Consider the following 20,844-nt stretch of genomic DNA (forward strand, 5'->3'; position numbering starts at 1 on the left):
TCAACAAAAGCTACTTTACGTAGGGGATAAACTCCTCATATCCAAGCCTAGCCATATCTTCAAGCGGTATAAATTTCAGGCTAGCGCCGTTTATGCAGTATCTTAGTCCGCCCTTATCGCTTGGCCCATCGTCAAAGACATGCCCAAGGTGCGCATCGCTGTTTTGAGACCTAACTTCAACCCTTTTCATCATAAATGAGTTGTCTTCTTTATACGTAAGCGCCGTTGTCGTGATAGGCTTTATGAAGCTTGGCCAGCCACATCCTGCGTCAAATTTATCAGCGCTTGAAAAGAGCGGCTTGCCACTTGTGATATCGACATAGATGCCTTTTTTGTCAAATTTATCATACTCGCTGCTAAATGGCCTCTCAGTCGCCGCCTCCTGCGTCACGGCATACTGCTCGCTGCTTAAATTTCTCTTTAGCTCCTCTTTGCTAAGCGGCTTAAATTTAGCCTCGTCATAGAGCGGTTTGCCGGCTAAATTTAGGTCGATGTGGCAGTATCCAAAAGGGTTTTTATCAAGATAGTCTTGGTGATACTCCTCGGCAATGATAAAATTTTTAAGAGGTGCTACCTCAACCACGATCTTATCTTTAAATTTCTTTTGCTCGATCTTTATAAAGCTCTCAATAACTGGTAGATCGTCCTTGCTAACATAGTAAATCCCGCTTCTATACTGCCTGCCAACGTCATTGCCCTGTTTATTTAGCGAGGTCGGGTCGATCACCCTAAAAAAATGAGCCAAAATTTCAGCCAAAGCAACCCTGTTTTCATCAAATTTCACATAAAGCGTCTCGGCGTGATCGCTCTCATGAAGCTCGCGGTAGCTCGTGCTCTCGCTCTTGCCATTTGCGTAGCCAACCTTAGTATCCACCACGCCAAATATCTTTTTAAAATATCCCTGCATGCCCCAAAAGCAGCCACCTGCTAAATAAATTTCTTTCAAATTTTGCCCTGCCATCGTCTGCTCCTTTAAAAACTCATCTTTTGCCATCAAATTTAGACCCAAAAATACCGCCAAAACTAAGAGAAAATTTAACATCTTTTTCATGAGAACTCCTTTTTTGAAGGATTATATAAAATTTAAAGTTATAAAGTGTGAAGTAAGGGGCAAAGCGCCCCTAAATTTTAGTGCAAGAAGTGTCTAACGCCAGTGAAATATAGCGACATGCCGTGCTCATCGGCAGCCTCTATCACCTCATCATCTCTGATGCTGCCGCCTGGCTCGATGACGCATTTTACGCCCACTTTGCTAGCGATGTCGATGCTGTCTCTAAATGGGAAGAACGCCTCGCTTGCAAGCACGCAGCCACTTAGGTCGATCTTTAGCTCTTTTGCCTTTGCCACGGCCGCACGAGCAGCATCCACGCGGCTAGTCATACCCATGCCAATAGCCACCATCGCGCCATCTTTTACATAAACTACGCAGTTACTCTTCGTTAGCGCAGCCACTTTCCACGCGATCTGAGCGTCTTTTAGCTCGCTACCAGTTGCAAATTTCTTGCTCATTTGCTTCATATTTTCAAGCTCTTCGTCTTTTACAAAGTCCCTTTCTTGAAATACAAATCCACCATCGATGTGCTTAAAGTCAAATTTATCATTTGCACGCACTAAAAATTTATTATCTTGAGTGAAAATTTTGATGCGTTTTTTGCTCTCAAATACCTTAAGCGCGGCATCATCGACATTTGCAGCGATGATTACTTCAACGTAAATTTCATTTATCTTTTTAGCTAGCTCCTCATCAAGCGTGCCATTTATCGCGACCACGCCGCCGTATGCTGAGATCGGGTCGCACTTAAGCGCTGCTACGTAGCTCTCAAGTAGCGTATCTTTTACCGCAAAGCCGCAAGGGTTAGCATGTTTGATGATAGCCACTGCTGGCGCATCCTCAAAGCTAGTTGCAAGCATCAATGCGCCATTTATATCGGTCATATTATTGAAACTTGCCTCGCCTTTTAGGGCTCTAAAGTTGTTCGTAAAGAAATAATCAAACTCATAAAGCGCGCCTTTTTGGTGTGGGTTTTCGCCGTATCTGGTGTCAAAAACCTTGCTTCCCACGATAAATCTAGCATCGCCAAAACCGCCATTAAATCTATCGTTCATATAGTTTGCGATCATGCTGTCATATGCCGCTGTATGCTCGAACGCCTTTATCATCAGCGATCTTCTAAACTCATAATCATCGCTTTTTTCTCTTAGGCGCTTTAAAATTTCATCATAATCAAGCACGCTTGTGACGATAAGGACGTCTTTAAAATTTTTAGCCGCACTCCTTACCATAGCTGGGCCGCCGATGTCGATATTTTCGATGATCTCGGCAAAGTCATCAGTTCTAATCGTAGTCTCTTTAAATGGATATAAATTTACGCAAACCAGGTCAATCCCCTCAATGCCGTACTCTTTTGCCTGAGCCACGTGCGTAGCGTCGTCACGTTTATGCAAGATGCCGCCATGTATCTTTGGATGAAGGGTCTTTACCCTGCCCTCAAACATCTCAGGCGACGCTGTAAATTCGCTAACTTCAGTAGCTTTGACGCCCTCAGACTTTAAAAGTTTGTAGGTGCCACCAGTTGAAAGTATCTGCCAGCCAAGCTCTTCTAGCCCCTTTGCAAACTCTACAATGCCCTCTTTATCGCTAACGCTAATCAACGCTCTCATTTTTTCTCCTTTATTAAATTTTTTATCTTTTTGTTAAACACATACCTTTTACAAGCAGAAGCTGCCCCATTTTTATATCCTTTGCGATATTCTTTATCGATAAAGCTTCTAGCGTCACCATAACATTTGTAGCTGCATCTATATAATAGTCTTTTCTATCTACAAAGTTTTCACGCTTTTGACCAACAATATCAACGCTAAAGGCATAGCTTGAAATTTGATTGCCATCAAAGTAACTCGCATCTAATACGCTTAAATTTACAGGTTCCTCTTTCTCAAGCGCCTCGCATATCGGCTTTTTCGAGCTAAATTTCATCACCTTTATGCCACGATCATACGAAAAGATATACTCACTAATTTCGTTTAATTTTTTTGCTTGAACTGACATAATGTCACTCTTGTTGCCATCTTTATCGACAAATATTATGCTCACATTGCTATCTTTAACATCGTAGTTGCTGATGATTAGCCTTTGATCTCGATAAAGCTCGCTTTGCGTAAGCTTAAATTTTATCTCTTTTCCATCAACATTTACCACTTTAAAATCATTACAAAAGCCAGCCACCGCTAGCAGCAAAATAATAAATTTCTTCATCTAAACTCCAAATTTCTCTTTTAAGCGCCCATAAGCCTCGTTTATCTCCTGAAGCTTCTTAGTAGAGCGCTCTATCACCTCTTTACTCTCGCCCCTGCCCATCAAAATGTCAGGGTGATACTGCCTCACAAGCTCTTTGTAGCGAGCCTTTACCTCATCAAGGCTTGCATTTTTGCTAAGTCCTAAAACTTCAAATGCGTCGTTTTCTTGGCCTATCTCATCGTGATCTGCCCCAAATCTCGAGCCATAAAAGCTATCAAATTTATAGATTATCTCATCAAGCGTCTCTTTGTCGATGCCAAATCCATAAGCGATATTTCTTATAACATCTTGCTCGCTTTTGTTAAATTCTCCGTCTATATAGGCTAAATTTAGAAAAAAAGTGAGCCTTGCCACGCAGGTATCGTAGTTTAGATTAAACGCACGCTTGTAGTTTCTGGCGGTTTCATAGGCGTTATTTACATTTTCTTTTTGGCTGTTATAGACCTCTTTTAGATACTCACGCACGCCACTAACACCGCTAACTTTCTGGCTTAGATCATCTAGCACTTGAGTGATCAGCCTAGCCTCTAGCTCGCTAACTCTGCCGTCACTTTTAGCGACTTTTGCAAGCAGTGAGACTAGAAATTTAGCCTCATTTACATTTGCTTGTTTCTTGCGGTTATTGCCTATTTGCACGCTCATAAAGAAAAATATCGCACCGCCTAATATTAGTAAAAACAAAACTCCAGACATATTACCACAAGTGATAGATCGTATTTTTTATCTTGCCATTTACTAGCTCATTTTTACGCCATGAGCTCTCGTCATTCATCACGTTCCAGCGGCGCTCCTCAGGGCGATAAAACCAGTCTTTATCGATCTGATAGTAAATTTGTTTGCCGTTTGTCTCGATGATGTTTGCGATGTTATTATCGTGATAGCTGTTCTCATCGTAGTCGGTAAAGGCTCGCTGCCCCATCTCTGAGTAAAGTAGCGTTAGCTCCTGAAGCATCTCGTTTAGATCATCGTCCATTTTCTTGACATGCAGGCCGATCTCCTGCGCCTCACGAAAGAGTATCGGATACTCATGCGCTGGGTAGTCTGCGTTTAGTCGCTCTGAAATTTCAACGATCTTTTTATCATCATCTATGTGATATCTAAGTAGCTCAGAGCAAATTTTAAGTGAGAGCGAGCTAGCACGATCAACCGCACCAAAAACTAGCGGGTGGATATACTCATATAGCGAGTTATAGGGGTTTGTGTCATTTGGCCTATCTTTATCCTGCTCTTTCCAAAGCTTCACCACACGGCTAAGCTCGTCCATAGAGACGCTAACAAGCTCGTTGCCCTTATTTGTAGGGCTAAGCTCATGTTTGAGCGAGGTATCAACTGGCGTTAGATAGGCAAGTGGCCCCATTACGATCTCATTTGCGCCAAGTGCCATCATCGTAGCAGCTGAGGCGCAGTTTGATGGGATCAGCGCTATTAAATTTTTGCAGTAGTTTCTAAGGGTGCTAATGATCCTAAGTGCGGCTATACCGCTTCCGCCGTCACTTTTTATGAAAAGATAGGCAGTGTCTATCTTTTTGCCCTTTAAAATTTCATACATCGCACTAGCATCGTTGCCGCAGACATTACCAGCGTTTGAGTTGTAGTAGGTTATCAAAGGGGCGTTTAGCCTTTTTTCGATCGTACTTATTAGATCTTGCGTCTGACTAAAGAGCACTGGCGGTTTTGCCACGCCCTTTTTCTCGTTTTGCTCTACTTCCTTTTCCCCGCTTGCTTTTTGAGACTTTTTAGAAAACATCTTTTAGTCCTCCTTTTTTACGATTTTCGCAAACTCATTTAGATAAATTTCTCTTACGTCCTCTAAGCTCTCATCGATATCATTTAGCTTAAATCTCTTGCCTCCGCTAACGCCGATCTTTTCAAATTTCACTCCAAATTTATCCGCAAGCGCTTCAAATTTAGCCTCGTCTTTTACACCCACAACTGCTCTTGAAAAGCTCTCGTCAAAGATGAAATTTGGCTCTTTAAATTTAATCTCGCAGTTTGCGCCGATGTTTGAGAGGCTGGCCATTTTTGCTAACGTGATAGCAAGGCCGCCCACACCTACGCTATTTGCAAACTCTAAAATTTGCTCTTTATTTGCCTCTATCACTAGCTCCCAAAGGGCCCTTTCAGCTTTATAATCAACCTCTTTTAGCTTGCCACCAACCACGTTAAATATCGACTTTGCGTAAAGTGAAGCCGCAAATTCTCCACTTGTCTCGCCAAGTAGATATATCGCTCTACCCTCGCTTAAAAATGTGCTTTTTAGGTTTAAATTTGCATCTTCATTTACCCCAACTGTTACGATAGCTGGCGTTGGATAGACGCTAACACCGTCAGTGTCGTTATAAAGGCTCACGTTGCCACTAACAACTGGCGTATTTAGCTCACGGCAAGCCTCTTTTATGCCTTCACATCCCTCTTTAAACTGCCACATAACCTCTGGATTTTGCGGGTTGCCGTAGTTTAGGCAGTCAGTGATCGCAAGTGGCACAGCGCCGCTCATCGCTACCTTTCTACCAGCTGCAGCGACGGCTCTTGCAGCGCCGATTTTAGGATCAACGAAATTTGCTCTAGGATCGCACTGAGCAGCCATAGAGACGGCCTTTTTAGTGCCTTTTACTCTGATACTTGCAGCGCCTAAGTGACCTGGCTGTTTTATGGTGTTTGTCTGGATATTTGCGTCGTATTGGTCGTAGATAAAGCTTTTATTTAGCACTTCTGGCTCTTTTAAAAGCTTGAAAAATGCAGTTTTGTTATCAATATTGTTTTTAATTTTTAAATTTGCTATCTCATCAAGGTATTTTGGACGTACAACTGGACGATCAAGCACAGGAGCTGCCTCGCTAAGTGGGCCGATAGGGATTTCGCCTGCAAGCTCGTCGTGCCAGTAAAGCTGCATCACGCCGCTACTTGTGACCTCGCCGATGATCTCAGCGTCAAGGTCCCACTTTCTAAAAATTTCAAGCACCTTTTGCTCATAGCCTTTTTTGGCACATATTAGCATGCGTTCTTGAGACTCGCTTAGCATTAGCTCATAAGGCGTCATGCCAACTTCGCGCATCGGTACGCGCTCTAGATACATCTTCATGCCGCTGCCGCTTCTGCCAGCCATCTCAAAGCTAGAGCTTGTAAGTCCTGCTGCGCCCATATCTTGTATGCCGATGATGTAGTCTTTTTTAAAGAGCTCTAAGCACGCCTCCATAAGCAGCTTCTCGGCAAATGGGTCGCCTACTTGCACCGTTGGGCGAAGTGATTTATTTTCGTCGTTAAAGCTATCACTTGCCATAACAGCGCCGCCAAGTCCGTCTCTACCTGTCTTTGAGCCCACGTAAATGACTGGGTTGCCCACGCCTTCAGCCTTGCCATAGAAAATTTCATCACTTTTGCAAAGTCCAAGCGCGAAGGCGTTTATTAGGATATTGCCATTAAAGCTAGGATCAAAGGTGGTTTCGCCTCCGATCGTTGGGATGCCCATGCAGTTGCCGTAGTGTCCTATGCCAGCTACACTTCCTTTTAGCAAATATCTATGCTTTTTGGCTAGCTCGCCCTCGCCTCTTATCTCGCCAAAACGAAGTGAGTTCATGTTCGCAACGACTCTTGCGCCCATCGTAAAGACGTCTCTTAAAATTCCACCAACGCCAGTTGCAGCGCCCTGAAACGGCTCGATAAAGCTTGGGTGGTTGTGGCTCTCCATCTTAAACACAGCTGCAACCCCGTCGCCAACATCGATGACGCCGGCATTTTCGCCAGGTCCTTGAATGACCCAAGGTGCCTTTGTCGGAAAGCCGTTTAGGTATTTTTTGCTTGATTTGTAGCTGCAGTGTTCGCTCCACATCGCTGAAAATATGCCAAGCTCTAGTAAATTTGGCTCACGGCCTAGGATTTTTAAGATCTCTTCATACTCTTCATCGCTGATTTTATGTGCTTGTATGGTAGCTTTATCCATTGATGTAACCTTTTAAGAATTTTAAGCTATTTTACAACCTTGCTTATAAAAAGTTACTAAAAAGCCTTTTGAAATTTACTAAAACAAAGCACATTTGAGAGAATTTCACCTTGTCTCACGAGGTCACTTTCGATAAATGTTTTGTAAAAATTTTGCGTTAGCGTCTCAGCCTTAATCTTCTCTTCATCTTCGCTTGAAAGGTTGAAATAATACCTCGTCTCTCTTAGAAAAAAGCCTTGATCATTAGATATATCTGAGTTTAAGATCACTGTAAAAAAGCCATTTTTCAAAGGGTGATTTGTCACGCTTTTTACTTTTATCGCCTCTTTGCCGCTTATAAAAGCTTCGCAAACTGACATGCCCTTTGTGCTATAAACCACGCTTTTTATAGCGCCATTTGAAATTTCATAAAATTTGATATTTTTTGCATTTATTAGCTCATCTATATCGTTAGAATTTGATAGCACAGCGTCCTTGCTAGTGTCTAAGTTTTTAACGATCATCGTTTTATTTGCGTCGCCACTTTGCATTAGCTCGCCAAGAGCGCTAAATTTGCTATTTTCACTAGCCTCTTTTATCTCAGCCTTGCCGACAATGTTTGCAAATTTATTAAAGTCATCTAGGCTATTTTGCAGCTTATAAAATTTCATCTCATGCAAAGTTTCGTTATTTTCAAGGTAGATTAAATTTGACTTTTCGCTTGGCGCCAAAATTTGCCTGCCAGCGCACCCTGCAAATAATATAGCCGCAGCTAAAAATAGAAATTTTGTCCTCATTTTCCCCACACAAGATAGATATAAATTTAAATGCCCTCTAGCGCAAATGGCTAGAGAGCGGTAGAAATTTGTTTTTACGCTTTGAAAACTTTTTCAAGATGCGCCTCATACTCTTTTAGATCTCTTGGCACATCTGGCATCTTGATGACATCGTAGCAGACAAAATATGGAAGTGGCTTCATGCCCAAAAACTCATTTGCCTTTCTAAAATGAAAATAAACTCCATCAACGCCGCGCGCCTCAAAAAACTCATTTGGATCGCTAAATGCCTCGGCTGGGGCATTCCAAGTAAGGCTTAGCATAAAATTCTTGCCATTTAACAAGCCGCCTTTGCCGTAGTTTTTGGCTGGATCTATCCTGTGCCTGCCATCACTCGTATAAAGCTTGTCGTGTCCTGCTGTAAAGACCTCGTCGATATATTTTTTCACTATCCAAGGCTCGCCCATCCACCAAGCTGGCATCTGCCAAACTACCGCATCCATCCAAAGAAATTTCTCAACTTCAGCCTCAATATCATAGCCTTGATCTATCACGGTTTGCTTTACCTCGTGACCCATTTTCGCTAGTTTTTCGCACGCGAGATCGTGAAGTGTTTGATTGAGCCTGCCATCTGAATGACCAAATTTTTTGCCGCCATTTATAAGTAAGATTTTCATATTCTCTCCTTTAAAAAGCGCAAATTTTAACCAAAAAAAGTATCATTTTCCTAAACAAAAATGACTAAACATCTCGTCTAAAATTTCGCTTCTCTCAAATGGCTTTGTGATACTTGCAAGTGCCTTTATCGCAATATTTAGCTCATAAGCAAAAATTTCTAACTCCTCTTCATTTAGTCTTAAAAACGCCCTTTTTAAAGCCTCGCTCGCCTCTTTGCAGCTTAAAATTTGGCGGTTTGAGCTTAGCATGATCTCGTCGGTGTCTTGCGTCTTGAGATAACCCTCAAGCTCTTTTAAAACTACGCTTGTATCATTTTTTGCTGAAATTTTGATAGCGCCCTCTAACTCTATGTCAAATTTAAACGCCAGATCGCTTTTATTTAGGATAAAAAAGGCTTTTTTGTTTGAGCTAGAAACGAGCCTAATTATCTCTTTATCTTGCTCGTCGCTTGGGCAAGAGCCGTCAAATACAGCTAGGATGATGTCTGCCTCGTTTATGGCTGAGATCGAGTAGTTTATACCGATTTGCTCGATCTTTCCAGCATCTTTTCTGATGCCTGCGGTGTCTATTATGCGAACTAGATGTGAGCCGATCTTGAAATTTTCTTCTATCCTATCTCTAGTCGTGCCAGCCTCGTCGCTGACGATCGCGCGCTCATATGCCAAAAATGAGTTTAAAATGGAGCTTTTGCCAACATTTGGCTTACCAACGATAGCGATCTTAAAGCCATCTATGAGCCCTCTTCTTTGCTCGCTAAGAGTGGCTATGCGCTCTAGCTTCTCGCTATTTTTTAAAAGCATCTGCTTAGTCTGCTCTAGTAAATTTGCAGGCAGATCATCATCAGCGTAGTCAATCATAGTCTCAACAAAGGCAAGAGTTTTGACCACTTCACCCCTGATCTCGCCTACAAATTTACTAAGATCACCTTGCATTTGGCGGGTCAAAATTTTAGCAGCGATCTCGCTTTTTGAAGTGATGAGCCCTTGCATCGCCTCGGCCTTGGCTAGATCCATCTTGCCATTTAAAAATGCTCGCTTGCTAAACTCGCCTGGCATTGCCAGCCTAGCACCAGCTCTTATTAGCTCATTTAAAATTCTCTCGCTCACCATCACGCCGCCATGAGTTTGAAACTCGACGATGTCCTCACCAGTAAAGCTCGCTGGGGCTTTAAAATATATAACTATGCCCTCGTCTAAAAATTCATCATCAATGGAGTAAATTTTGGCTAGTTTTGCGTATCTTGGCTCTAAATTTGAAAGTTTAAGGAGTTTTAAAGAGGTGGCAAGGGCGTCCTTACCGCTAAGTCTTACGATAGAAACTGAGCCGATGCCATAAGCTGTGGCAAGGGCTGCGATAGTTTCACTCATTTTTTGAAAAAGTCATTTACAACGACAAATTTGCCGTCATTGCCACTTTTTATGCCGACATATTTATCTGGGAATTTCTCACGTAGCTTTTCAAGCGCGATCTTAACCAAAATCCCATCAAGTGGCTTCGTTTGCGCTCTACCGCTATTTTGCACACGCTCAATCACGCCATTTAAGTATTGATCCATCATAGCTTCTTGATTTTGTAAAAACTGCGCGATCTCTAGGCGGATAGCAAGGTTGTATTTTGAATTTAGCCAGTTGTAAAGCATATAAGATATCGCTTTATATCTATAGCCCTCTTTGCCGATAAGTAGCGCCGCATCAGCTCCGTCTAGCTCAATAAGCACGGTCTCGTCGTTAAATTTACTAACCTCTATCTTATCTATCTCAAAGCAGCTAGCTTTAAAAAGACGCGTCATACCCTCTTTTATCTCTGGCAAGATGGCATCAAAGTCGATCACAACCTTCTCTTTTTTCTCTTTTGGCAAAGCTTGAGGTACACTCTCTTCATCTGTATGGTTGAAATTTTCGATGATTGAAGTATCTAGGATATTTTTAGGAGCACTTTTGCTAGCTTGTGACTCTTTTGCTTCTTTTTGCTCTCTTTGTTCTTTAGGCGCCTTTGGCTCATCAAGTCTTTTTATAACATATCCTGGCTCTTCAGCCTCTTTTTCGCCCTTTTCAGCAAAGGCATCTTTTGCAAGAGCTGAGTTTTTCTCGCTTAAATTTTGCTTTTCATTTTTATGCTCTTTTTGTTCAGACCTAGCCTCATTTTTCTCATCTTTGTGCTTTTTAGGATTTCGCTTTTTATCATTATGATCGTGTTTTTTGCTCTGTTTTTTCTCTTCTTTTACAGGCTCGTTTTCATCGCTTTTTTTAGCAAAATTTCTATCATTTTTTGGTTTTTGCTGTGGTTTTGGCTGATTTTCTAAATTTGCCTCAATGATCGCTGTCTTTTTAAAAAATCCAAAAATTCCACCGCTTGGGTGTTGCAAAACCTTTATATCAAGCTCAGTAACCGAGCAGTTAAGCTGCTCGGCTGCCTTTTGAAATGCCTCTTGGAGAGTATTTGCTTCTATTCTCATTAAGCCTTTACCTCCGCAGCTTTTTTATATTTTTCAAAAAGTTTATTTACAAAGACTTGTTGAACGACCGAACAAACGTTATTTACAAACCAGTAAAGCGTAAGACCTGCTGGGAATGTCACAAAGAAAAATGTGAAGATCAAAGGCAAGAATTTCATAACCTTTTCTTGCATAGGATCGGTAAATGTCGTTGGTGTAAGTTTTTGTTGTAAAAACATCGTTAGACCCATTAAAATAGGCAGCACAAAGTATGGATCCATCACTGAAAGGTCGTGTATCCAAAGTATCCACGGCGCGCCTTTTAGCTCGATCGCGTTTAGTAAAACGCGGTAGATCGCAAAAAATACCGGAATTTGAAGCAATATCGGCAAGCAGCCACCCATTGGGTTTGCGCCATGTTTTTTGTACAGCTCCATCATATGGACTTGCATCTTTTGCTTATCGTCTTTATATTTTGTTTGGATCTCTTTTACCTTTGGAGCAAGCTCTTTTAGCTTATTCATCGATAGCATACCCTTATATGTAAGCGGGAATAAAACTATCCTTATAACAAGCGTTAGCACGACTATCGCCCAGCCCCAGTTGCCAATATAGTTATGTAAGAAATTTAAGAATGCAAACATCGGCTTTGCTATAAATGTAAACCAACCATACTCGATAACGTCATTTAGTCTCTCGTCCATCGAGCTTAAAATTTTATGCTCTTTTGGTCCGATGTAAGCGCCTAGTTTTAAGCTATCATTTGCCTTTACAAAGACGATAGGATTGTTATTTGCATCTTTATCAACAACAGCTTCAAATGGCTTATTAAATGAGTAAAATAGCGCTGTGTAGTATCTATCAGATGCAGCTGCTATAGTTGTGTTTGCATAGTTTTTAACCTCTTTTGCATCGCCATCTTCTATGATATTTAGGCTATCGTCTGTATTTCTAAGCATGACACCATGAACTGTGTAGCTATCTATCGCGATGTTTGGCCTAAAGCCAGGAGTGATGAAATAATCAACACTTTTACTTAAATTTACTTCAACTTCATAGTGACCATTTGGGTAGAATTTGATATTTTTTGTGACTGTAACACCGTCTAAAATTTGAGTGAGTTTTATAGTTTTAAGCTCGCTGCTAGCATCTACCTCGCTAGCGTCACTACTATATGCAACCTTAAAAGCATCAGCATTTAAAGCGCTATCGTTAAATCTAAGTTCAAGCGGCAGTGGATTTTGTGAAACAAGCTCGATTTTGTTGCCATCTTCTGTTTTATACTTATCTTCGGTGAGATAAAACTTTGCAATCCTACCTAGCTTATCTATCTTTGCTTCGTAGCTTTGACCTTTGATGGTAGCGATTATCTCATTTGAAGCTAAATTTTCATTTGATTTTGGAGTATCGTTAGTAGAGGCTGGAGCTTTGCTTTGATCCATTGTTTGAGAGATCGTTGTCTGGTTTTGCTCTAGTGGAGCTCTTTTTGGCATAAAAAAGTCATATACTATGAAAAATACGATTGACAAAAGTGCTGCAAGAAGCAACCTTTTTTGCATAGACATCTGTTCCATTTATTTTTTTTCCTTTAATTTATCTAATACTTTTACGACATAAAATTTACTATTTTGGCAAGGGATAAACCAGAAATTTACATTTTTGGTATCACTTTTTTGAAATATAAAACATGAGTTAAATTTTTTGCGGATGATTGGGTAGTTGATACCGCCTTTGAAAAGTTGATTGCATCTTAAAATTCGCATGAATGTTGCAAAAAAAGCAGAGAAAAAGCTGTTTGTTTGAAATTCCCAAATGGCGTATTGTGAGCAAGTCGGATAGTAGCGACAGCTTTTTGGCAGAAGTATGGAAATATATTTTTGATAAAAAGCGATAAATTTAATCGCAAATTTTTTCATTTTAGACATCCCATTTTTTTTGTAGACCAGCTCAAATTTTTACAAATTTTGTCAAATGAAATTTCTGTAATTCCATTTTTTGCGACCATAATGTAAGTGCCATCTTTTAGCTCGTTAGAAATAGAAAAAAAAGCAGCTCTTAAAAGCCTCTTTGCTCTATTTCTAACTACTGCTTTTCCCACTTTTTTGCTAGCAACAACTGCTAATTTTTTTTCAATTGTAGGTTTATAAAAAACTACGCAAGCGTCGCAGTGCCATTTACTGGCCTCTTTATAAACCTGAGAAAATTCTCTCGAGTCACTTAGTGACTCAAAACCAGCTAAGCAGCCAATCTTTTTCTACCTTTAGCACGTCTAGCGTTGATAACCTTGCGGCCATTTTTAGTTTTCATTCTTAAACGAAAGCCGTGAGTGCGTTTTTTAGGGGTTTTATGAGGTTGATAAGTCCTTTTCATTTCTATCCTTAAAGTTAATATAAAAAGTGGGATTTTATCAAAGCAATACTTAAATTCCTTTGAATAAATCAGCCCGAAAAAACTATAATTTAAACTTTAAGTAAATCAAGTTATAATCCAAAAATGAAATTTCATAAAAATAAAGATCTCTTAGAAAAATTACTTTTTTTAAAAGCGATCGGTTACAATTTTATAGATGAAAATTTTCTTAATTTAAGCAAATATCAAGATTATAACAGCATAGACGAGCTAAATAGTGAGATAAAAAAGTGCTCTCTTTGCTTTTTGAGAAATAGCTCAAAGTGCGTTTTTACTGGCTTTGGCGATAAAAATAGCAAGATAATGTTCGTATCGCTTTGCAAAAAAGATGATTATTTTGAAGGCACAAGTGGCAAAATTTTAGAAAATGCTATAAATAATGGCTTAAATTTAGAAAAAGATAGTGTCTATATAAGCTTGCTTTTGCGCTGTGAAATTTCAAATAGTGACGCGAAAAATCAAGCGTTAAAGAGCTCGTTTGAGCTTTGTAGGCCATATCTTTTAGAAGAGATAAGGCTTATTAAGCCAAAAATTATCATCACTTTAGGAGAGGAAGCTTTTATGCATCTTTATCCAAATTTGCTCTCAAAGGGCGGATTTTCAAGCATAAGAGGGAGCATTTTAAAAGATGATGATAGGTTTATAATGCCAACTTTTTCAACAGAGTGGATCAGCAAAAATCCAAGTTTTGAAGAAAATTTTATAGATGATTTGAAAAAAATCAAGGGAGTGATATGAAAAGAATTTTTCTTTTTTTAGTTATATTTGTAAGCCTTTTTGCAGCGCAAAATGAAGCCTTAAGCGAGGCGCAAGACGAGATCACTGAGGCAAAATTTGAAAGCAACATCACTAAAAATCAAAGCCTCTCAAGCATACCACCAGCAAAGATCACTTACATAAATTTAGAGCCAGATTTTTGTGATAACTCTTGCCTAAATGAGCTTATTAAGAGCGATATGTTAGCTAGCTTTATGGCTAGATTTGAGCCAGCAAAGATAGATGATAAAGCACTTTTAGACCTTTACGCTTCGCTTGGCGGAGAGATGGTTTTAAAGCTTGCACAAAGCGATAAGATAGCGGTTATCATCCCTCAAAAGATTATAAAATCATACGCAAATGTCGTATCAAACGCTATTTTGAGCTACATCTTAAAGCAAGATGCAAATGTCGAAGTGAAATTTATAAATAGCAGCGACGAGAGCCTTCAAAACCTTCAAAATGCGCTTCAAAACGCTAGAAACGAAGGTTTTATCTACTTTATAGCAGCCCTTACTCAAAATGGCGCAAACATAGTAAATTCTCTCATCTTGCCAAACGAACTCATCTACATCCCAAGCGTTCATAGCTCTTTTATGGCAGCTCCAAAGCCAAATTTGATCTTTGGTGGAGTTGATTACAAAGCGCAAATTTCAGCCCTGCTAGCTTTTGCCAACGAAAAAATAGTCGCCTTTGACGATGGCAGCGCGCTAGCACAAAAGCTAAATGAGTATGTGCGCATGCAAAGCAACGACTACTACGAGAGCTCGATCACTGGCAAAGATATAAATTTAAACGACACTTTAAGTAAAAAGTCTAAATTTGATAACGCAAGCGTCTTTTTAAACATCCCTATAGTTAAAGCTTCGCTTGTGGCAACGCAGATGAGAGGCTTTGAGATAAAGCCTTACGCGCTTTTAAGCACGCAGATAAATTTCTTGCCAAATATCTTTAGCGCTATCACGCAAAGAGATAGACAAAACCTCTTTGTGGCAAATTCGCTAAATTTACTTGATGAGAGATTTTTAGGACTTGGAGATCTTTTTGGAGTTGATTTTAGATACTCACAGATCGGCTATTCAAGCGCCTTGGGAGTGGAGTATATCTATACAAATTTCATAAACAAAAGTGCCAGCAAAATTTTTGCTGAGAGGGTTGAGGGCTCGCAAGTTTTATATGATGTAAAAATTTATGATACAAAAAGCGATCACTTTAATGAGGTAAATTCGCAGGAGCAAAACAGCACAAGCGGAATTTAGCAGTTTTGCTTGCTAAAATTTAACCTCATTTATAAAAGTTTTCATGCTCTCATATATCTTTGCTAGCCTGCCATCTTTCATAAAAGCTAGCGTGATAGTCGCTTTAAAGAGCACTTTTTCGACATCTTTTTCATCAAATTTATAAATTTCTTGCTCTAAAACAAGACTTGCCTTTTTAAGCTCTATGAGCTTTGTTCTTACAAAAACCTCGTCGCCAAGCACGGCTGAAGCGAGAAATTTAGCTTCAAGAGCTGAAACGACAAAGTATCCGCCCTCTTTTGTGAAATTTAGCCCAGCCTCAAAAAAAGCTTCACTTCTAGCTCGCTCGCAATATTTAATATAGTTTGTATGATAGACGATGCCGCCTGCATCGGTATCTTCGTAATAAATTCTTATTTTCACAGCAAAGCTCCTTTAAATTTTCATTTGCTCTTACTAGGCTTGCCTTTAGCGCCTCTAGTTATTGTAAGCGACTGATCATAAAACAAGATAAGCACCACCGAAACGCCCACACCAAGGGCTAGCGAAACCGTCGTGGTCGTGATGGCATTATCAAAAAATATGATCAAATACTCATTTTTCTTAGCGATACTTGTCTCATTTAAAAATGAAAAAAGTGCCAATATCCCTTTATATGCAAAAACTCCTGGTACCATCGGCAAAAGCGCTGGAAATGCGATGATCTCAGCTGGCACCTTTAGCCGTTTGGCAAAGAGCATGCCTAAGATTCCGCTCATAAAAGAGACGATGAGCGTTGCGACACTGATGTTAAAAAATCCCATCTGCATGATCCAAAAGCGGCTAGCATGCGCAAATGCAGCGAGCAAAGCACAAAAGATGAGAGTTCTTTTTGGAGGCGAGCTAGCATAGGCAAAGCCAAGTCCAGCCACCGCAGCAAAGCCAGCATCTACAAGCGTTTCACTAAAAAGCTCAAACATTTAATATCTCCGCGCTGCTAAGCGTTAGCGTGATATAGACGCCAACAGCCATGCAAAGTATGAGGATGCCCGTGCTTATAGCCCTACTGATGCCAACAAGGGTGTTATCATTTAGGATATCAAAGACTGAATTTATGAGAAAAACGCCCGGCATCATAAAGAGCACAGACGAGCCTATCGCCACATCGCTTGTGTGCGTAAGACCGTAGGATACGCCAAGATAGGCGATAAATGAGACGACAAAGGATGTCAGGACGTATTGAATTTTTAAATTTACGCCCATTTTTGCAAGGGCAAATTTAAGAGTGTAGCCAACAAGCGTTGCAAAAAATATGCAAACAACCGAGCCAGCATCGCCTCCAAAAAGTCTGCAAAATGCCGCATTTGCAAGGCTTATCAAGATAAGTGAGCTAGCAAATTTATTTGCACTAACACTCATCACACTATCAAAGCTCTCTTTAGCTTCATCTAAACTTAAACCCTCATCTAAAATTTGCCAGCTAAGTGAGGATAGCTCGGAAATTCTGTTAAAACTAACGTGCCCTAGAGGGATCTTTCTCACATAAGTTCGGCGCAGGGAGTTATCCTGTGAGTCCATCACACTAATAGTAAAATACTTCACGAAAATGGTCACGCTAACGTCGTATCCGTAGTGATTAGCTATGCGGTCGACGCACTTTTCTACGCGCGCAGTGTATGTGCCAGCACTCACCATAGCTGTTGTGTATTCGGCGAGAAAATTTGTTAAAATTTGAATATCAGGCTTGGCGTTCATTTTGACTGATCTTAAATTTCAAAAAAAACAAAATGAGCTGCAAAACAAGCATCACTTTCATCACATATTCGCTAGCGCTATGCATCTTGGCAAACTCCGCTGTCTGCGTCGCCTCTGCGCCAAGACCCTGAGCCTGCACGATAAAAGGCGTGAATATAAAGACAAAGCTTAGCGCTAGGGCTAAGTTTAAAAACGAGAGCATAAATGTGCTAAATTTTAGTGAAAATGCAAGCTTTTTTCTTAGATCAAAGAGCTCGCTAACTGCCACAAATGCGCTTACAAATAGCAAAACATAGTTAAATTTTAAAAATATCTTTGTCATCATCTGCCCGCTCATAAAATGCGTCAGCACCCCCTCGCCTATGATGCTTTGCGGGAAAAATATGACTGGCGCGACCAAAATTCCAAGCGTTAGCTCAGTGCCGATCACCGCTGCTAATAGTAAAAAATAGATACTTCTCAACCTCTCTCCTTTATAGTTTTAAACTAGCACAAAAACCCCTGTCAAAGCCCGCTAAGTCCTTGTAAAAAGCGCTTTTATAGCCATTAAATTTTAGCGCCATCTCCATGCTCGCTCTTTGATCATAGCCCATTTCGCAGGCGATATCTTTTATGCCGCGATTTCTAGCGATAAGGATGATATTTTTTAAAATTTCATCTCCGATCTCACCGCCAAATAGCGCCTCATGCGGCTCGTTTATCACAAATTTATCAAGTTTATAGTCTCGTGCGATATAAGGCGGGTTTGAGACCAAGATGTCGATATCGCCTAAAATTTCATCGATATATGAGCACTTTACAAAGTCGATCTTCTCGCTTACATTAAATTTAAGCGCATTTTTTTTAGCTAAATTTAGCGCCTTTTCATTTATATCGGTGGCTACTATTTTTGCATCACTTTTAAGGGCTAGCATGACGCTTATTATCCCACTGCCAGTGCCGATCTCAGCGATCTTTGGCGCTTTGTAGTTGCTTGCTATCTCTAGTACTTTATCAACTAAAATTTCAGTCTCAGGGCGCGGTATCAAAACGCCACTTTCTACCTCAAACTCCAAGCCATAAAAGCCAGCCTTGCCGGTAATGTACTCAAGCGGCTCGTAGTTTTCAAAGCGCTTTATAAGATCAAAGTAGCCGCCCTCGTCAAATTCGCTATTTTGGTTTAAAAATATCCACTCTATGCTCACATTAAGGTAGCTCATGAGCAAAATTTTAGCCACCCTGCTTGGATTCTCGCAAAGTGGCTTTAGCCTTAAATTTGCTTCTTTTAGAGCCTCTTCAACTCTCATTTTCTAGCTCATTTATCCGCTCAAAAAGGCTTGGGTGCGAGTGATAGACAAATGAGTAAAGCCAGTGCGACTTTGGAAATGCTTTGTTTTCGCTGCCAAGCTTGGTTAGGGCATTTATCATGTCGGTTTTGTTTGAAATTTCTTTTGAAAATCTATCTGCGCCAAATTCATTTTTACGGCTAAAGTGCGAGATGATCGGCGAAAAAAGAAAGCTAAAAATAGGCGAAAAAAGCACCAAAAAAATGATGATACTAGCGCCATTTTGTCCTAGTCCTATCGCCTCGTATGCGCCAGCACTAACGTTTCCAAATATGAAAAATAGACACAATAGCATGACCGCACTTAGCGCTATCATTTTTAGGATATCTTTATGTTTAAAGTGCCCAAGCTCGTGACCCAAAACCGCCACGATCTCCTCGGTGCTTAGCTTTTTTATTAGCGTATCAAAAAGCACCACTCGCTTTGTCGCTCCAAGCCCGCCAAAATAGGCATTTAAGCGGTTGTCTCGCTTACTAGCGTCTATCGTAAATACGCCACTACTTTTAAAGCCACATTTTTTAAGTAAGCCCTCTATCGAGCCCTTTAGCTCGCCATCTTCAAGCGGCGACATCTTATTAAAAATAGGCGCGATGAGTGTTGGGTATATCAAATTTATAATTAAAGCGACGCCAAAACTTAGCAAAAACGCCCAAAACCACCAAAGATCGCCAAGAAAATTTATGCAAAGAAGCACGAGCCAGACGAAAGCTGAGCCAAAAACTAGCATAAGAGCTAGCGACTTTATAGTATCAACCAAAAATATCTTTGCACTCATATTTGAAAAGCCAAGTTTTTTATCTTTGATAAAGCTCTCGTAGATATTTAGCGGCAGATCAAGCAGCGATGAGATCAGTAAAAAGCTCATCACAAAGATGATATTTTCAAACGTAGTGCCCTCTTTTAGGCAAGCGTCTGAGAGCATTTTTAGCCCAAAGCTTATCCACGCAAAGAATATAACAGCGTGATAGATGAGGCTAAAAATTTCAAATTTTTGATTTGTCACGGCGGCAACTGCGGCGTTTTTGTATTCGCTCGCCTCAAGCACAACAGGCTCTTTTTTGGCTTCAGCCCTTACAAAGCTGATCTGTAAATTCGCCAAAAAAAGCTTAATAATCACATAAAAAATATAAATAGATAAAAGTGTATAAAACATATTCTCCCTTAAATTTCATAAAGACTAAAGCAGCCATAGTCCGTTCTAACTGCGAGTTTGCCATCTATAAATTTAGCCTCACAGCTCTTTACGACGTGATCTAGCGTAAATTCCGCCATCACATCGCCACTTTTTAAATTGGCGGCGTAGACTCTGCTTTGATCTACCACTACAAGCTTGCCAGCCTCCACGCAAAACTCGCTCGCTCTTAGATACTCGTCCTTTATCCAAGGCTGCTTTATCACTTTCGCGCTTTTGATATCCACGCAAAATAGCTTGTTTTCAAGATACTTTCTAACCAAAAGCGTCTCATCGTCTAAAAAGCAAATTTTATCAAGCGCTCCAAATTCAGCTCTTACTTCACTTAAAATTTCGCCATTTTTTGCGTTTAAAATTTGCACTTCGTTCTCTTTGGTGCAAAGCGCAAGCATGCTAGCATCCGCACTAAGAGCCGCACAAAGTATAGGTGCGTAGCTTTTTTCGATGCATTTACACTCTCCGATCTTTGAAATTTCGCCATCTCTAAAGGCAAAAATTTGCCCAAACATACCAAAAATAGCCACATTATTTGAAGCACAGATAAAGCTTGCTATCTCGTTATTTCGCTTGAGATTTTGCTCGACTGAAATTTGGCGAAATTTAGCACTCTTTGGCTCAAAACTGTAAATTTCATGATCAAGATCTAAAAGCAAATTTTCACCCACACACTCAGCATGCCACGCAAGTGGCTTTGGCAAGGCTATCTGCTCTTTTATAAGGCCATTTTTATCAAGCCTAACCAAAAGATCATCCATCATGCCACCATCTTTTTGTCCGCCGCATTTATAAACGTAAATTTCATCTCTCACACTTGCAAACGAAAGCGCTCCAGTGTATCCACCACCGATATAAACGTGTAAGCATGCTTTGCCGGCTTTTGCCTCGCTATCTTGCAGGATAAAACCCTTTTTTAGGCTCTCCCACTCTCTTTTAATGCAGGCTTTTTTGGCCTCTTGCTCGCTTGCAAATTCTTTTTTAGTTTGCTTTGTTTTGCCGCTTTTTAGGCTCACGCTTACTAAAGCTTTATCCTCTACGCCAAGCCCTAAACGCTCACCGCTATCAAAATTTACAAGCTCGCGCATATT

The 20,844-nt window shown here is 40.4% G+C and carries 23 protein-coding genes; 2 read left to right on the forward strand and 21 right to left on the reverse strand.

Features of this window, described 5'->3' with window-relative positions; genetic code table 11:
- Nucleotides 1-10: 10 nt before the first annotated feature.
- From msrB to rpmH, 14 genes are all read right to left on the reverse strand, one after another.
- Nucleotides 11-1,051 (reverse strand): peptide-methionine (R)-S-oxide reductase MsrB, encoded by a 1,041-nt coding sequence (gene msrB, locus CVT08_RS05955; protein WP_107856114.1) that lies wholly within the window; start codon nt 1,049-1,051, stop codon nt 11-13.
- Nucleotides 1,052-1,128: 77 nt separating this feature from the next.
- The gene (gene purH / locus CVT08_RS05960) at nt 1,129-2,661 is read right to left on the reverse strand and encodes a bifunctional phosphoribosylaminoimidazolecarboxamide formyltransferase/IMP cyclohydrolase (RefSeq protein WP_107856115.1); all 1,533 of its coding nucleotides are present in this window, start codon (nt 2,659-2,661) and stop codon (nt 1,129-1,131) included.
- Nucleotides 2,662-2,683: 22 nt separating this feature from the next.
- Nucleotides 2,684-3,256 carry a hypothetical protein gene (locus CVT08_RS05965; RefSeq protein ID WP_107856116.1) on the reverse strand — a complete coding sequence of 191 codons (573 nt, stop codon included), beginning with the start codon at nt 3,254-3,256 and terminating at the stop codon, nt 2,684-2,686.
- Nucleotides 3,257-3,991 (reverse strand): TerB family tellurite resistance protein, encoded by a 735-nt coding sequence (locus tag CVT08_RS05970; protein ID WP_107856117.1) that lies wholly within the window; start codon nt 3,989-3,991, stop codon nt 3,257-3,259.
- Nucleotide 3,992: 1 nt separating this feature from the next.
- Nucleotides 3,993-5,045, reverse strand: a complete 1,053-nt coding sequence (locus CVT08_RS05975; protein WP_107856118.1) for an SDH family Clp fold serine proteinase — start codon at nt 5,043-5,045, stop codon at nt 3,993-3,995.
- Nucleotides 5,046-5,048: 3 nt separating this feature from the next.
- Nucleotides 5,049-7,238, reverse strand: coding sequence for a phosphoribosylformylglycinamidine synthase subunit PurL (gene purL, locus CVT08_RS05980; RefSeq protein WP_107856119.1), 2,190 nt, complete (start codon nt 7,236-7,238; stop codon nt 5,049-5,051).
- Between the two features lie 56 nt (nt 7,239-7,294).
- Entirely contained in the window at nt 7,295-8,014 is a 720-nt protein-coding gene (locus CVT08_RS05985) for a hypothetical protein (RefSeq protein WP_107856120.1), read from the reverse strand.
- A gap of 74 nt (nt 8,015-8,088) precedes the next feature.
- The gene (locus tag CVT08_RS05990) at nt 8,089-8,670 is read right to left on the reverse strand and encodes an NAD(P)H-dependent oxidoreductase (RefSeq protein ID WP_107856121.1); all 582 of its coding nucleotides are present in this window, start codon (nt 8,668-8,670) and stop codon (nt 8,089-8,091) included.
- Between the two features lie 42 nt (nt 8,671-8,712).
- On the reverse strand, nt 8,713-10,038 hold the full coding sequence (gene mnmE / locus CVT08_RS05995) for a tRNA uridine-5-carboxymethylaminomethyl(34) synthesis GTPase MnmE (RefSeq protein WP_107856122.1): 1,326 nt from the start codon (nt 10,036-10,038) through the stop codon (nt 8,713-8,715).
- Complete coding sequence (locus CVT08_RS06000) at nt 10,035-11,126, reverse strand: Jag N-terminal domain-containing protein (protein ID WP_107856123.1); 1,092 nt, start codon at nt 11,124-11,126, stop codon at nt 10,035-10,037. The genes mnmE and CVT08_RS06000 overlap by 4 nt, the downstream gene beginning before the upstream one ends.
- Nucleotides 11,126-12,679: a membrane protein insertase YidC gene (gene yidC, locus CVT08_RS06005; RefSeq protein ID WP_107856124.1), complete on the reverse strand. Its 1,554-nt coding sequence runs from the start codon at nt 12,677-12,679 to the stop codon at nt 11,126-11,128. Before yidC ends, CVT08_RS06000 begins: the two co-directional genes overlap by 1 nt.
- On the reverse strand, nt 12,680-13,021 hold the full coding sequence (yidD, locus tag CVT08_RS06010) for a membrane protein insertion efficiency factor YidD (protein ID WP_087583103.1): 342 nt from the start codon (nt 13,019-13,021) through the stop codon (nt 12,680-12,682). It lies immediately after the preceding gene.
- Entirely contained in the window at nt 13,018-13,353 is a 336-nt protein-coding gene (gene rnpA / locus CVT08_RS06015; protein WP_035142427.1) for a ribonuclease P protein component, read from the reverse strand. The genes yidD and rnpA overlap by 4 nt, the downstream gene beginning before the upstream one ends.
- Complete coding sequence (gene rpmH / locus CVT08_RS06020) at nt 13,341-13,475, reverse strand: 50S ribosomal protein L34 (protein WP_002940373.1); 135 nt, start codon at nt 13,473-13,475, stop codon at nt 13,341-13,343. The genes rnpA and rpmH overlap by 13 nt, the downstream gene beginning before the upstream one ends.
- A gap of 123 nt (nt 13,476-13,598) precedes the next feature.
- On the opposite strand from rpmH, the gene CVT08_RS06025 reads away from it, so the two are divergent.
- Together CVT08_RS06025 and CVT08_RS06030 are read left to right on the forward strand one after the other, a co-directional pair.
- Complete coding sequence (locus CVT08_RS06025) at nt 13,599-14,252, forward strand: uracil-DNA glycosylase family protein (RefSeq protein WP_107856125.1); 654 nt, start codon at nt 13,599-13,601, stop codon at nt 14,250-14,252.
- On the forward strand, nt 14,249-15,529 hold the full coding sequence (locus CVT08_RS06030; protein ID WP_107856126.1) for a hypothetical protein: 1,281 nt from the start codon (nt 14,249-14,251) through the stop codon (nt 15,527-15,529). Before CVT08_RS06025 ends, CVT08_RS06030 begins: the two co-directional genes overlap by 4 nt.
- Nucleotides 15,530-15,541: 12 nt before the next feature.
- Here the strand turns inward: CVT08_RS06030 and CVT08_RS06035 are convergent, their stop codons facing one another.
- From CVT08_RS06035 to CVT08_RS06065, 7 genes are read right to left on the reverse strand one after another with little or no spacing between them, the layout of a single operon-like run.
- Nucleotides 15,542-15,931, reverse strand: a complete 390-nt coding sequence (locus tag CVT08_RS06035; RefSeq protein ID WP_103595535.1) for a YbgC/FadM family acyl-CoA thioesterase — start codon at nt 15,929-15,931, stop codon at nt 15,542-15,544.
- Between the two features lie 20 nt (nt 15,932-15,951).
- Entirely contained in the window at nt 15,952-16,467 is a 516-nt protein-coding gene (locus CVT08_RS06040; RefSeq protein ID WP_002940362.1) for a threonine/serine exporter family protein, read from the reverse strand.
- Entirely contained in the window at nt 16,460-17,242 is a 783-nt protein-coding gene (locus CVT08_RS06045; RefSeq protein ID WP_107856127.1) for a threonine/serine exporter family protein, read from the reverse strand. Before CVT08_RS06045 ends, CVT08_RS06040 begins: the two co-directional genes overlap by 8 nt.
- On the reverse strand, nt 17,226-17,705 hold the full coding sequence (locus CVT08_RS06050) for a DUF4149 domain-containing protein (RefSeq protein ID WP_107856128.1): 480 nt from the start codon (nt 17,703-17,705) through the stop codon (nt 17,226-17,228). Before CVT08_RS06050 ends, CVT08_RS06045 begins: the two co-directional genes overlap by 17 nt.
- A gap of 10 nt (nt 17,706-17,715) precedes the next feature.
- The gene (prmC, locus tag CVT08_RS06055) at nt 17,716-18,528 is read right to left on the reverse strand and encodes a peptide chain release factor N(5)-glutamine methyltransferase (protein WP_107856129.1); all 813 of its coding nucleotides are present in this window, start codon (nt 18,526-18,528) and stop codon (nt 17,716-17,718) included.
- The gene (locus CVT08_RS06060; RefSeq protein WP_107856130.1) at nt 18,518-19,720 is read right to left on the reverse strand and encodes a M48 family metallopeptidase; all 1,203 of its coding nucleotides are present in this window, start codon (nt 19,718-19,720) and stop codon (nt 18,518-18,520) included. Before CVT08_RS06060 ends, prmC begins: the two co-directional genes overlap by 11 nt.
- 8 nt (nt 19,721-19,728) lie before the next feature.
- A complete protein-coding gene (locus CVT08_RS06065; protein WP_107856131.1) occupies nt 19,729-20,841 on the reverse strand; it encodes a hypothetical protein in 1,113 nt (370 codons plus the stop codon).
- Nucleotides 20,842-20,844: the final 3 nt, after the last annotated feature.

The sequence above is a fragment of the Campylobacter concisus genome (assembly GCF_003048835.2).
Classification (GTDB): domain Bacteria; phylum Campylobacterota; class Campylobacteria; order Campylobacterales; family Campylobacteraceae; genus Campylobacter_A; species Campylobacter_A concisus_D.

Bases quoted from the DNA above. Each gene is read 5' to 3' on its own strand.
- msrB (WP_107856114.1), bottom strand. From the start codon at position 1,051: ATGAAAAAGATGTTAAATTTTCTCTTAGTTTTGGCGGTATTTTTGGGT.
- purH (WP_107856115.1), bottom strand. From the start codon at position 2,661: ATGAGAGCGTTGATTAGCGTTAGCGATAAAGAGGGCATTGTAGAGTTT.
- CVT08_RS05965 (WP_107856116.1), bottom strand. From the start codon at position 3,256: ATGAAGAAATTTATTATTTTGCTGCTAGCGGTGGCTGGCTTTTGTAAT.
- CVT08_RS05970 (WP_107856117.1), bottom strand. From the start codon at position 3,991: ATGTCTGGAGTTTTGTTTTTACTAATATTAGGCGGTGCGATATTTTTC.
- CVT08_RS05975 (WP_107856118.1), bottom strand. From the start codon at position 5,045: ATGTTTTCTAAAAAGTCTCAAAAAGCAAGCGGGGAAAAGGAAGTAGAG.
- purL (WP_107856119.1), bottom strand. From the start codon at position 7,238: ATGGATAAAGCTACCATACAAGCACATAAAATCAGCGATGAAGAGTAT.
- CVT08_RS05985 (WP_107856120.1), bottom strand. From the start codon at position 8,014: ATGAGGACAAAATTTCTATTTTTAGCTGCGGCTATATTATTTGCAGGG.
- CVT08_RS05990 (WP_107856121.1), bottom strand. From the start codon at position 8,670: ATGAAAATCTTACTTATAAATGGCGGCAAAAAATTTGGTCATTCAGAT.
- mnmE (WP_107856122.1), bottom strand. From the start codon at position 10,038: ATGAGTGAAACTATCGCAGCCCTTGCCACAGCTTATGGCATCGGCTCA.
- CVT08_RS06000 (WP_107856123.1), bottom strand. From the start codon at position 11,126: ATGAGAATAGAAGCAAATACTCTCCAAGAGGCATTTCAAAAGGCAGCC.
- yidC (WP_107856124.1), bottom strand. From the start codon at position 12,679: ATGGAACAGATGTCTATGCAAAAAAGGTTGCTTCTTGCAGCACTTTTG.
- yidD (WP_087583103.1), bottom strand. From the start codon at position 13,021: ATGAAAAAATTTGCGATTAAATTTATCGCTTTTTATCAAAAATATATT.
- rpmH (WP_002940373.1), bottom strand. From the start codon at position 13,475: ATGAAAAGGACTTATCAACCTCATAAAACCCCTAAAAAACGCACTCAC.
- CVT08_RS06025 (WP_107856125.1), top strand. From the start codon at position 13,599: ATGAAATTTCATAAAAATAAAGATCTCTTAGAAAAATTACTTTTTTTA.
- CVT08_RS06030 (WP_107856126.1), top strand. From the start codon at position 14,249: ATGAAAAGAATTTTTCTTTTTTTAGTTATATTTGTAAGCCTTTTTGCA.
- CVT08_RS06040 (WP_002940362.1), bottom strand. From the start codon at position 16,467: ATGTTTGAGCTTTTTAGTGAAACGCTTGTAGATGCTGGCTTTGCTGCG.
- CVT08_RS06045 (WP_107856127.1), bottom strand. From the start codon at position 17,242: ATGAACGCCAAGCCTGATATTCAAATTTTAACAAATTTTCTCGCCGAA.
- prmC (WP_107856129.1), bottom strand. From the start codon at position 18,528: ATGAGAGTTGAAGAGGCTCTAAAAGAAGCAAATTTAAGGCTAAAGCCA.
- CVT08_RS06060 (WP_107856130.1), bottom strand. From the start codon at position 19,720: ATGTTTTATACACTTTTATCTATTTATATTTTTTATGTGATTATTAAG.
- CVT08_RS06065 (WP_107856131.1), bottom strand. From the start codon at position 20,841: ATGCGCGAGCTTGTAAATTTTGATAGCGGTGAGCGTTTAGGGCTTGGC.